The 12,696-nt window shown below is 73.7% G+C and carries 3 protein-coding genes; all 3 read right to left on the reverse strand.

Translation table 11 applies throughout. The features are described 5' to 3' along the window. Positions 1–14 precede the first annotated feature (14 nt). From HJD23_RS19980 to HJD23_RS19990, 3 genes are read right to left on the reverse strand one after another with little or no spacing between them, the layout of a single operon-like run. A complete protein-coding gene (locus HJD23_RS19980) occupies positions 15–1,145 on the reverse strand; it encodes an LLM class flavin-dependent oxidoreductase (protein WP_171113717.1) in 1,131 nt (376 codons plus the stop codon). After that, the gene (locus tag HJD23_RS19985) at positions 1,142–9,295 is read right to left on the reverse strand and encodes a non-ribosomal peptide synthetase/type I polyketide synthase (protein WP_171113718.1); all 8,154 of its coding nucleotides are present in this window, start codon (positions 9,293–9,295) and stop codon (positions 1,142–1,144) included. The genes HJD23_RS19980 and HJD23_RS19985 overlap by 4 nt, the downstream gene beginning before the upstream one ends. Continuing rightward, on the reverse strand, positions 9,292–12,696 hold the full coding sequence (locus HJD23_RS19990) for a type I polyketide synthase (protein WP_171113719.1): 3,405 nt from the start codon (positions 12,694–12,696) through the stop codon (positions 9,292–9,294). The genes HJD23_RS19985 and HJD23_RS19990 overlap by 4 nt, the downstream gene beginning before the upstream one ends.

The raw sequence follows: 12,696 nt of genomic DNA on the forward strand, positions 1-12,696 counted from the left end.
CTCCCCGCCGAGAGCTATCGGCCGGCCGAGGACTGCCGAGCGGCCTCGCGCGCCTGGGCCGCGAAGTCGTCCCGCTGCTCCGCGACCCATCGCTGCGACGCACGCCGGCTCTCCAGCGCACCGGTGAAGTGAGGGGCCACATAGCGGGCGAGGAGTTCGTAGCTGCGCTTCGTCTGCTCGCGCGTGGCCCAGTCCTGTGTGTTGACCAGCAGTGTGCCGAACCCTCCGCTCTCGTCGAGCATGCGCTGGATCGCCTCGATCGCGTCGTCGACCGAGCCGATGATGGCGGTCCGCGTCTCCACCGCCACTTCGGCCTCGCGCCCCTCGGGCAGTGTCGCCTGCGCCCCGACGGTGTCCCGGACGTACTCCCGGAACCACCGGGCCATGCCGTCCTGGACCTGGCTCAAAGCCTCCTCGCGTGTCTCCGCGATGTGCACGCAGATGGCGACCCGCCACTTCGAGCGGTCGACGGTCCTGCCGTGCTTGGCGGCCTCGTCCTCCGCGGCGGCCCACAGCTGCGCCAGCGGCGGCTCCTCCATACCGGGCCGCCCGGCGAAGGTCAGGGAGTTCAGCCCGTACCGGCCCGCCAGGCGCATGCCCCGCTCCGAGCCCGCGCTGGCCACGGCCATGTCGAAGCACGGCTTGGTGTACGGCTTCAGGTGCAGCCGGGCGTCCCGCAGTTCGAACCAGTCCGTCTTGACGGTCACCGGTTCGTCCCCGTGCAGCAACTGCACCAGGGCGTCCAGCGACTCGGCCATCATCCGCCGCTGGTCGCCGGCCGCGATGCCCATCATGTGGGCGTCCGCGGGAGAAACCCCGGCGCCCATGCCGAACATGGCCCGCCCACCGCTCTGGTGGTCCAGCTGCACGATGCGGTTCGCGGTGGTGAGGGGGTGGTGGTACGGCAGGCTGACGACGCCGGTGCCGAGCTTGATCCGGCGGGTCCGCTCGGCCGCGGCGGCCAGGAAGAGTTCCGGCGAGCTGACGGTGGACCAGCCGCCGGAGTGGTGCTCGCCCACCCAGGCCTCGTCGAGGCCGAGCACGTCCAGCCACTCGATGAGGTCCAGGTCCCGCCAGAACGCGGTGGTGGGGTCCTCGTCGAGCGAATGGAAAGGCGGGATGAACGCGCCGAAGCGGAGAGTCATCGCTGGCTTCCTTCGTTGTCGTGTCGTGACTGCGTGCGGGAGTTGTCGAGCCAGTCGGTCAGCTCGTCCGCCAAGCGGCGCAGCTGGGGTTGCTGCATGACGGTGTAGTGGTCGCCGGGCAGGTCGACGACCTCCGCGTCGTCCGGGAACAGGGCCTGCCAGGCGGTCACCGCCGCGTCCGGGGCCCCTTCCCGCGCCCGGAAGAAACGGACCGGCCCCGCGTAGGGCCGCGGCTCGTGGGACAGCAGGGCCCGGAAGTTGCGGGCGAACCGCTCGAAGATGGCGCCGAGGGTCCCGGCGTCGACGTCGGGCGGCAGCACCGACCGGCGGCGGGCCTCGGCGTGGAGCACGCCCAGGGCCTCGGGCAGACCGCCGGCCTCGCGGAAGGAGTCCGGCTCGGGCTCCCAGGCATGGCCGGCGAGACCCGCGAGGTCGCGGGCGAACCAGGACAGCAGCACGGCGTCGTCGACGCGCGCGCCGCCCGCCGGGCCGGGCGGTTCCATCAGGTCGACGACCGCGAGGGATTCCACGTGGCGTCCCGTGCGGGCGAGTTGCTGGGCGATCTCCAGGGCCACCACACCGCCCATGGACCAGCCGCCCAGCCGGTAAGGGCCGTCGGGGACCGCCGCCGTGATGGCCTCGGCGTAGTGGGCGGCCAGCTCGGCGACCGTCGTCAGCTCCGGGCCGTCGGGTACCTGGAGGGCGTAGAACGGCTGGTCCTCGCCGAGCAGCGAGGCGAGTTCGGCGTAGCACAGGACGTCGCCGCCCACGGGGTGCACGAAGAAGAGCGGCGGCCTGCTCCCCTCGGTGCGCACCGGAACGAGCGCCGTGCGCCGCAGACCGCTGCCGGCGTCCCGGACGGCCTGGGCGAGCGAGGCGATCGTCGGCCGGGCGAACAGGGTGGACAGGGGCAGCGAGCAGGCCAGGCGGGCGCTGATCTGCGCCATGAGGCGTACGGCGAGCAGCGAGTTGCCGCCGAGCGCGAAGAACTCGGTGTGCACGCCGATGGCGGCGTCGGGGAAGAACTCGGCCCAGATGGCGGCGAGTTCCGCCTCCACGTCGTCCCGGGGGGCGACCGCGGCGCCGTCGTCGTCGGCATGGGCGCCGGGCACGGGCAGCGCGGTCCGGTCGACCTTGCCGTTGGCGGTGAGCGGCAGTGTGTCCAGGACGAGGACGTGCTGCGGCACCATGTAGGCGGGCAGCGTCTTGCCCAGCGCCTCGCGCAGCCGCTCGGGGGCGCTCGCGGGGTCGTGGCCCTCGTCGAGCACGGCGTACGCGACGAGTTGCTTGGCCCCCTGCCGCTCGCCCACGGCGGACACCACCGCGACGCGCACGCCGGCGCACTGCGCCAGCGCGGCCTCGATCTCGCCGAGTTCGATCCGGTAGCCCTGGACCTTCACCTGGAAGTCCTCGCGGCCGAGGAACTCGATGGTGCCGTCCGGCAGGTAGCGGCCCAGGTCACCGGTCCGGTAGAGGCGTTCGCCGGTGGCCGGGTGGCGCAGGAAGGCCGCCCTGGTCTTCGTCTCGTCGCCGAGATAGCCGCGGGCGAGTCCGGCGCCGCCGATGTGGAGCTGGCCGGGCACCCACACGGGGCAGGGCTGCATCGCGTCGTTCAGCACGTGGAACTGCTGGCTGCGCATCGGCCTGCCGTACGGGATGCTCGCCCAGTCGGGGTCGACCTCGGTGATGGGGTGCAGGATCGACCAGATCGACGCCTCGGTGGCCCCGCCCAGGCTCCACACGGCCGCGTCGGGTACCAGGGCGCGGATGCGGTCGGGGAGGGTGACCGGGATCCAGTCGCCGCTCATCATCACCGTCCGCAGCGGGAGGGTGCCGCCCAGGCCCTCGCCGAGGGCGTGTTCGGTGAACATCTCCATCAGGGTGGGCACGCTGTTCCACAGGGTGACGCCGTGCTCGGTGACGAGCCGCGCCCACCGCGCGGGCTCCCGGTGGGCGCCGGGCTCCGGCAGCACGATCGCACCGCCGGCGGCCAGGACACCGAAGACGTCGTAGACGCTGAGGTCGAAGTTGAGCGCGGACAGGGCGAGCACCCGGTCGTCCTCGGTGATGCCGAACCGCTCGTTGATGTCGAGGCACGTGTTCAGGGCACCGGTGTGCTCGATCATCACGCCCTTCGGGGTGCCCGTGGACCCGGAGGTGAAGATGACGTACGCCAGGTCGTCCGGGCGGGCCGGGGAGGGCGTCAGGGGCGTCGCGTCCAGTGCCTCGGCCCCGGGTCCGTCGACGCTCAGCCGTACGGCACCCGCCGGCCAGGCGATGCGCTCCTCCACCCGGTGCTGGGTCAGTACGAGGGTGATGCCGGCCTTCTCCAGCAGCAGCCGGAGCCGCTCGGCGGGGACGGCCGCGTCGATGGGCACGTAGGCCGCCCCGGACTTCAGCACGCCGACGGTCGCGGCGACCTGCTCCCAGCCCTTCTCCATGACGATGCCGACCAACGTGCCCGGCTGCGCCCCGTGGTCGCGCAGCCAGCGGCCCAGCCGGTTGGTGCGGGCGTCGAGTTCGCCGTACGTCAGGGTGCGCTCGGCCGCGATCACGGCGGTGCGGTCCGGGTGGGCGGCGGCCCGCTCGGTGAACGGCTCGTGCAGCAGCCCGGCGGGCAGCGGCGCCGCGGTGGCGTTGACGGCCCGGCGTACGGCCAGGTCGGCGTCCGGCACCAGGACCGGGGCGGGCCGCTGCCACGCCTGCGGGTCGTGGCACAGGCCGCGCAGGACGTCCACGTAGGCCGCGAACATCGCGTCGATCATTCCCTCGGGGAAGATCTCCTCGACGACGTCCCAGTTCACCATCAGGGCGCCCGCGTCCTCGACGACCTGGTGGTCCAGCCACACCTGAGGGGTGCGGATGGAGGTGGAGACCTCGCGGCCGGCGCTGCCCAGTGAGGTCAGGTGCTGGGCGAGGCCGGTGGCGGCCGCGGAGTCCTCCTTGGCGGCGAAGTTGACCGTGCTGGCGAACACCACGGGCATGGCGGCCCGGCCTGCTCCGCCACGGGCCCGGTGCAGCTCGCGCAGCACCTCGACGCCGCTGACGTGGCTGTGCTCCAGGTCGTTCCACAGCTGCTTCTGGATACGGTCGGCACGCACGGCGAAGCCGTCCCGGGCCGAGCTGTCGATCTCCAGCAGGGTGGTGGCGCTGAAGTTGCCGACCACGTTGCCGACGTCCGGGTGCAGCGGCAGCCGGTTGAAGAACAGCAGGTTGAGGGTGAACCGGCTGGACTTGCTCCAGGCGGCGAGCACCTCGGCGTAGGCGGTGCACAGGGCCGCGGAGGGAGTGACGCCGAGGGCGGCCGCCCGCTGCTTGAACCGGGCCCAGTCCTCCGGCGCGATGCGGTGCGAGCGGTGCGTGAACACCGGCCGGTCGAGCGATGCGGGGTTCTTCGCCAGCGGCAGCTCGGGGGCGGGCGGGAGCGACTCGATGCGTCCGCGCCAGTACTCCAGCGACGCGGTGTGCAGGGGGGTGCCCTCGATGGAGCGGGCGGCGACCACGTAGTCCCGGTAGGTCAGGGGCAGTTCGGGCAGCGAGGCCGCCGCGCCGCGGTACGCCGCCGCCCACTCGCGGAACAGCAGGGACGTGCTCCACGCGTCGATGATCAGGGCGTCCAGGCCGATGTGCAGCCGGGTGCGCCGCTCGTCGAGGAGCGTGGCCCGCACGTCGAACAGCGGCCAGCGGGTGGTGTCGAAGACCTGGTCGCGCGCCTCCTCGTGGATGCCGCGCAGCAGCCGGTCCCGCTCCTCCGCGTCGTACGCGCGCAGGTCGGCGGTGCGGATCTGGTACGGCGGGACGTCCGCGAGCACCCGCTGGTGGCCGTCCTCGGTCATGACGGCGCGCAGCATGTCGTGCCGCGCGATCATCAGCCGCAGCGACTCGGTGAGGCGGCTGAGGTCCACGTCCTCGACGTCGACCTCGATGAAGAAGTACGTCGAGACGTTGCCGAGTTCGAAGGCGCTGGACCGTCCCACCAGGTAGGCCTGCTGGAGGTCGGTCAGCGGGAACGGCTCATGGCGTGCCCGCGTGTCGGGGACGAGGACCGGGAGGGCGCCGCGCCCGGCCCGGGTCGGACCGTCCTCGCCGGGCTCCTCGCCGCCGCCGTCGGTGCCGAGCAGGCCGAGGATCTCCGTGCCGAGCGTGTGCACGCTGCGGCCGTCGAGGAAGATCACCAGAGGCAGGGACACGCCGAGCTGTGCGGCGAGGGCCTCCTTGACCTCCAGGGCCATGAGCGAGTCCAGGCCCAGGTTCTGCAGCGGCTCGTGGACGTCCAGGTCGGCCTCGCCGCTGCCGAGAGCCGTGGCCACCGTGCGCGCCAGGAGGGCCCGTACGGCGTCGGCGTCACGCGGTGCCGCCGGGTCGGCGGGCGTCGCGGCCAGGGCCCGGTGGACGGGCTGCTCCTGCTGCGGCTGGGCGCGCAGCAGTTGCTCGCGTTCGGCCCGCCTCAGGCACACCCCGCCCGCCTCGACCAGCGGCCGTCCCTCGTCGTCGTACAACGTGACCTCGGCCAGCAGCATCGTGGCCGGGTCGGAGGACGGCAGCAGCCGCGCCCGGCAGTGGGTCGCGCCGGTGCCGACGGGGCCGTGCACGAGGAAGCGGTCGATGCCCACGAGCATGTAGGTGGCGTCCGGCGGGCTGTCGGGCGGCAGACAGGCGAACAGGGTCTGGAACAGGGCGTCGGTCAGGCCCGGGTGCAGCAGGTAGGCGCCGCTCTCCTCGGGGCGCGCCGGACGCATCCGGGCCAGCGCCTCGCCCTCGCCGCCGTGGACGTGCTCGATCCACTGCGCGGAGGGCCCGAGGTACAGCTTCCGCCGCCACATACGGCGGTGGAAGTCCTCGCCGGAGATCTCCGCCGTGAGCCGGCCGCGCAGGGCGTCGAGGTCCTCCGTCGCCGTGGCCGGGGAGGCCGGCCCGAGCCTGCCCTGCGCGTGCAGGGTCCAGCCCCGTGCGGCCCCGTCCCCGTCGCCGCCGTCGCCGGAGCGGGCGGCGAAGTACCGGTAGGCGGCGCGTCCCTCGCCGGAGGCCGCCTCGTCGACCAGGAACTGCACCTGGGCGTGCTCACCGGGTTCGAGGACCATGCTCTGCAGGACCAGGCAGTCCTCGATCAGCACCGGGCCCGTGCCGTGCAGTTCCCGGCTCGCCTCCAGGGCGGTCTCCAGATAGACACCGATGTTGACCACCGGCAGTCCGTCCATCACGCAGTCACCCAGGCACGGATGCGACTCGGCGCCGATCGTGGCGGCGAACTGCGCGGTCGGCAGCGGAGAGGCGACCCGCTCGCCGAGCAGCGTCCGCGACAGCCCGGCCTCTGCGGCCGTGACCGCCGGCGCCGCCCCGGAACCGGACGCGGGGCGGGCACTGGGCCGGAACCAGTGCCGGCCGCGCTGGAAGGCGTAGGTGGGCAGCTCGGTGCGGCGGCGGCCGCGCCCGGCGTCGTACCGCTCCCAGTCGACCGCCACGCCCTGTGTGTACAGCGCGGCCAGGCTGTCCAGCAGCACCTGCCAGTCGTCCCGGCGGGGGCGCAGGGACGGCAGGAACACCGGCGGCCGGTCCTGTTCGCCCGGCTGCCCGTCCGGCGCCGCGTCGGCCGTGAGGAACCGCTTGGCCATGCCGGTCAGCGTGGGCGCGGGCCCCACCTCCAGGAAGACGCGGTAGCCCTCCCGGTGCAGCGTGGTCATGCCCTCGTGGAACCGTACGGCCTCGCGGGCGTGCTCCCGCAGATAGCGGGCGGTGAACGCCTGCTCGCCGCTCAGGATCCGCCCGGTGACGTTGGAGACGACCGGGATCCGGGGCGCGCGGAACGTCACTCCGGCGGCCTCGCGTTCGAACGCGTCGAGCGCGGGCTCCATCAGCGGCGAGTGGAAGGCACGGGTCACGGTCATCCGCTTGGCGCGCAGGCCGTGTTCGGACAGCTCGGCCAGGACGGCGTCCAGCGCGGTCTCGCTGCCCGACAGGACGATGCTCTCCGGGCCGTTGACCGCCGCGACGGACAGGTCGGCCGCATGAGGCCGGAGCAACGGGGCGATCCGGTCCTCGGAGGCGAAGACCGCGGCCATGGCGCCGCCGTCGGCGAGGTCGTGCATGAGCCGGCCCCGCCGCGCGGCGAGCCGCAGGCCGTCGTGCAGGTCCAGCGCTCCCGCCACGCAGGCCGCCACCAGTTCGCCGATGCTGTGCCCCAGCACGGCCGCGGGCTCGACGCCCCAGGACCGCCACAGCTCGGCGAGGGCGTACTCGACGGCGAACAGGGCCGGCTGCGTCCAGCAGGTGTCGTGGACGAGCTCGGCGTCCTCGGGCGCGGGATCGACGACGGACATGAGCGGACGGCCCGTCAGCGGACGCAGCACCTCGTCGCACTCGTCGACGACCCGCCGGAAGACCGGCTCCGTGGCGTAGAGGGTGCGGGCCATGCCCGGGTACTGGGCTCCCTGCCCGGTGAACAGGAAGACCACCTGCGGGCGGGTGCCGGCCCGCACCTGGCCGTGCCGGCTGCCCGCGGGCTGCCGGCCGGCGGCGTACTCGGCCAGCCGCTGTGCCATCTCCGCGGCGCGGGACGCGGACACGGCGAGCCGGTGGGGGAGGTGCGACCGGCCGGTGGCGGCGGTGAAGCAGATGTCGCCGAGTTCGGTGTCCGTCGCGCCGGCGAGCCGGTCGTGGTAGCGCCCGGCCAGGGCGGTGAGCGCCGCGGGAGTCCTGGCGGACAGCGTCAGCAGGTGTGCGGTGCGCTCCGGTACGGCCGCTGCCGCCCGGGCGGCGGCGTCGGCGGGTGCCTCCTCGACGATCACATGCGCGTTGGTCCCGCTGGCGCCGAACGAGCTGACACCGGCGATCCGGGGCGCGGCTCCCCGCGGCCACGGCCGACCGTCGGCCGGTATCTCGACCGCGAGGTCCTCGATGCCGATCTCCGGGTTGATCTCGGACAGGTGCAGGTGCGGGGGGATGCGTTCGTGCCGGAGGGACAGGATGACCTTGATCAGCCCGGCGACACCGGCGGCCGGTTCCAGGTGGCCCACGTTGGTCTTGACCGACCCCACCAGCAGCGGACCGGCGTCGCCGCGCTCGCCGAGTACGGCGTCGAGGGCGCGCAGTTCCAGCGGGTCGCCGAGCGGTGTTCCGGTGCCGTGCGCCTCCACATAGCCGACCTGGGCCGGTTCGACGGACGCCACCCGCAGGGCCTGGCGGACCACCGCCTGCTGCGCGGCGGCGTTCGGGACGGTGATGCCGCTGCTGCGCCCGTCCTGGTTGACGGCGGAGCCCCGGATCACGGCGAGGATCCGGTCGCCGTCGGCCCGGGCGTCGGACAGCCGCTTCAGGACGACGATGCCGCAGCCCTCGCTGCGGACGTAGCCGTCCGCGCTCGCGTCGAACGTCTTGCACCGGCCGTCCGCCGCGAGCATGTGCGCCTTGGAGGCCACGACGAACCACTCGGGTGCCAGCAACACGTTCACGCCGCCCGCCAGAGCCAGGTCCGTCTCCCCCGAGCGCAGGCTCTGGCAGGCCAGGTGCACGCCGACCAGGGAGGAGGAGCAGGCGGTGTCGACGGACAGGCTGGGGCCGTTCAGGCCGAGCCAGTACGACAGCCGGCCGGCCGCGAAGGTGGAGGCGTTCCCGGTGAGGCTGTAGGCGGTCAGGTCGGCCGGGTCGACCTGCTGCATCTGCGTCTGCAGGTAGTCGTACGTGGTGACGCCGAAGTAGACGCCGGTGTCGGAGCCCCGGAGTCCTTCCGGTGACCGCCCCGCGTGTTCGAGGGCCTCCCAGCCGACCTCCAGCAGCAGCCGCTGCTGCGGGTCGAGGGCGGCGGCCTCGCGGGCGGAGATCCCGAAGAAGGCGGCGTCGAACTGGTCGATGCCGTCCAGGAAACCGCCGCGCCGGGTGGACATCTTGCCGGGTGCGTCCGGGGCGGGGTCGTAGAACCGGTCGACGTCCCAGCGCGTCGCGGGGATGTCGCCGATGCCGTCCCCGCCCCGGTCGAGGAACTCCCAGAACGCCTCGGGGCTGTCGGCGCCGCCCGGCATGCGGCAGGCCATGCCGACGACGGCGACGGGTTCGGTCCTGGCCTGCTCGGTCGCGTCGAGTTCGGCGCGCAGCCGACGGATCTCCTGCAGGCTCCGGGCGAGGACTGACTGGCGTTCACGACCGTTGTCGGTCATCGGGATCCTCCTGCGGTACGGGTCGAGGCGCGGACTTCTTCGGCCAGCAGGGCGAGGAGTTCCTCCTCGGTGAGGTCGTCGGTGAGGTCGTCGCTGACGTCGTCCGCCGGGGCCTGCGCGGGAGCGTCGGGCCGGGCGGGCAGGGTCGTGGGGGTCCCGGTGTCCTCGCCGGCCGGCGCACCGGGTGGCTGCGGGGCGGGTCCGCCGGGTCGCCGGTCCATGAGCCGCTCGGCGAGGTCCAGCAGATGCGCGGAGAGCGCCTCGACCGACGGGTGCTCGAACATCACCGGCGCGGGCAGCTTGCGCCCGAGCCCCGCTTCGAGCTGCACGCGGACCCGGGCGGCGAGCATCGAGTCCATGCCCATCTGGAAGAACCCGGCGTCGGGATCGATGCGCTCCGGGGGCATCTCCAGCACATCGGCCACGGCACGCAGGACGGTCTCCCGCAGCACCTCGCGGCGCTCCGTCACGGCCGCGGACGCCAGCCGGTCGTACAGCTCGGTCCGTGGTGACACCGCCGAGGACGCGGGGAGTTCCGGCGCCGGGGCGGGGGTCGGCTCCGGAGCCCGTGAGCCCGCGGTGACGGTGACGGGCCGCGCCGTCCGCGCGTCGCGGAACCAGAAGCGCTCGTGCTGCCAGGTGTAGGCGGGCAGCCGCACGAGGCGGCCGTCCGCGGGCAGCAGCGTGGCCGGCGCGGCCGCGGGCATGCCGTGCGCGTGGAGGGCACCGAGGATTTCGAGCGTGCCGTGCGTCTCGGGCTCCTCGCGCCGCATGGCCGGCAGGGCGAGCCCGTCCCGCTCGGTGAACTCGAAGCCCTGCTCGACCGCGGACAGCAGGACCGGATGCGGGCTCATCTCGACGAACACCCCGTTGTCCCGGGCGATGAGCGACTGCACGGCGTCCCAGAACAGCACGGGTTCACGCAGGTTGCGCATCCAGTAGGCGGCGTCGAAGTCCGAGCCGTCGGTCAGCTCGCCGGTGACCGTGGACAGCACGGGAATGCGGGACGGCCTGGGCGACAGTCCGGCGAGGTCGGCCAGGAGTTCCTCGCGCAGCGGGTCCACCTGGGGGCTGTGCGAGGCCACGTCGACCTTCACCGGACGGCAGAACACGTTGCGGGCACGCAGCGTCTCGGCCAGCTCGACCAAGGTGCGCGGATCGCCCGACAGCACCGTCGAGGTGGGGCTGTTGCTGACCGCCACGGACGCCTTGTCCCGGCAGTCCTCGACGAGCTGTTCCGCCTGGTCCAGGGGGAGCGCCACGACCAGCATCGCGCCCTGGCAGCTGATACGGCGAAGCAGGGCGCTGCGCCGGCAGATGACCCGGGCGGCGTCGTCCAGGCCGAGCGCCCCGGCGATGTGCGCGGCCGCCACCTCGCCCATGCTGTGGCCGACCACGACGTCCGGTTCGACGCCGAAGGAGCGGCATCGGGCGGCGAGGCCGACGGCGAGGGCGAACAGGGCGGGCTGGATCAGGTCGATACGGTCGAGAGCCGCGTCGGCGTCGAGGCGCATGACCTCGTCCACGATCGAGCGGCCGTCGAGGTAGGGGCGCATGGCGTCGTCGCACTCGCCGACCGCCCCGCGGAACTCCGGACAGGCGTCCAGCAGTTCCCGGCCCATGCCGGGCCGCTGGGATCCCTGGCCGGGGAAGACGAAGACGACGCCGTCGGCCACGGAGCCGTTCGCCCGGCCGGTGACCACGCCGGGCGCTTCCTCCCCGTCCAGCCATCGGGTGAGCCGGCCGGCCGCCTCGTCGTGCGATCCGGCGACGACGGTGAGCCGGTGCTCGTGGCGGGTGCGGCGGGCCGTCGCCGTGTGGACGATGTCGTCGAAGCGCTGGGCGAGCCCCTCGGCGGAGCGCAGGTGGTCGCGGTAGGCGCGGGCCAGGGGGGCCAGCGCGTCGCCGGCGGCCGCGGAGAGCGGCAGCAGCCAGGGCCCTTCGCCGGCCGGGGGCCGCTCGTCGGCGCGCTCGGCGTCCGCCGGGGCGGGACCGAGGATCACGTGGGCGTTGGTGCCGCCCGCGCCGAAGGAGCTGACGGCCGCGTGCCGCCGCTCGTCGGGTACGTCCCAGGGGCGCAGGGAGGTCGGTACGACGAGCCGGGAGCCGTCGAGGTCGATGTGCGGGTTGAGGGTCGTGAGGTGCAGGTGGGGGGCGATGGCACGGTGGTGGATGCTCAGCGCCGCCCGGATCAGCCCGGCCATACCGGCTCCGGCCTCCAGGTGGCCGATGTTGGTCTTGACCGAGCCGAGCGCGCACACGTCGCCCTCGGCAGCGGGCTCTCCGTAGACGGCGTTCAGTGCCTCCACCTCGATGGGATCGCCGAGCGCGGTGCCCGTGCCGTGCGCCTCCAGGAGCGTCACCTGGGAGGGTTCGACGTGGGCGTTGCGCAGCGCCTGCCGGATCACCGCCTGCTGGGACAGCCCGTTGGGGGCGGTCAGCCCGTTGGTCAGGCCGTCCTGGTTGACGGCGGATCCGCGGACGACCGCCCAGATCCGGTCGCCGTCGGCCACGGCGTCGGAGAGGCGTTTGAGCACCAGCACGCCGATTCCCTCGCCGCGGGCGTAGCCGTTCGCCTCCGCGTCGAAGGTCTTGCAGCGGCCGTCCGGGGCCAGCGGCAGCCCCTTGGCGTGCGCCTCGGCCAGGCTGGGCGAGAGGATCAGGTTCAGGCCGCCGGCGACGGCCGCGTCGCAGTCCCCGCTCCGCAGGCTCTGCGCGGCGAGGTGCACGGCCACCAGCGAGGAGGAGCAGGCGGTGTCCACCGTCAGGCTGGGGCCGCGCAGGTCGAGCACGTACGACAGCCGGTTGGCGATGATGCAGTTGGTGCCGCCCACCACGGTGTAGGTGTCGATGGCCGCGGGGTCCTCCAGTTGGAGCTGGAGGTAGTCGGAGGCGTTGGCGCCGACGAAGACGCCGGTCGGGCTGCCCTGGAGCTTCTCCCGGGTCAGTCCGGCGTCCTCCAGCGCCTCCCAGGCCACTTCGAGGAAGTGCCGCTGCTGGGGATCCATGCGGGCCGCCTCGCGCGGCGAGATGCCGAAGAAGTACGGGTCGAACCGGTCGACGCCGTCGATGAAGCCGCCGTGGGACGGCAGGGCCCCGTCGGACGGCCCGTCCGGCCCGTCCGGCCCGCCCGCCCGGCGCAGTTCCCAGCGGTCCGCGGGTACACCTCCGATGGTGTCGACGCCTTCGGAGACCACCCGCCAGAAGGCGTCGGGTGACGTCACTCCGCCCGGCAGCCGGCATCCCATGCCGACCACGGCGATGCCTTCGCGCTTCGTCCGCTCCAAAGCGTCGACCTTGCCACGCAGTTGGCGGATCGCGGCGAGCGCCTTGGTGATGCCGGTGTCGTCGGCGGCTGTGGCCGCGTCCCGGTCCGTGTGCGTCCCGGATGTGCCGCGCAT

The sequence above is a fragment of the Streptomyces sp. Z423-1 genome, from assembly GCF_013009255.1.
GTDB classification, from domain to species: Bacteria; Actinomycetota; Actinomycetes; order Streptomycetales; family Streptomycetaceae; genus Streptomyces; species Streptomyces gossypiisoli.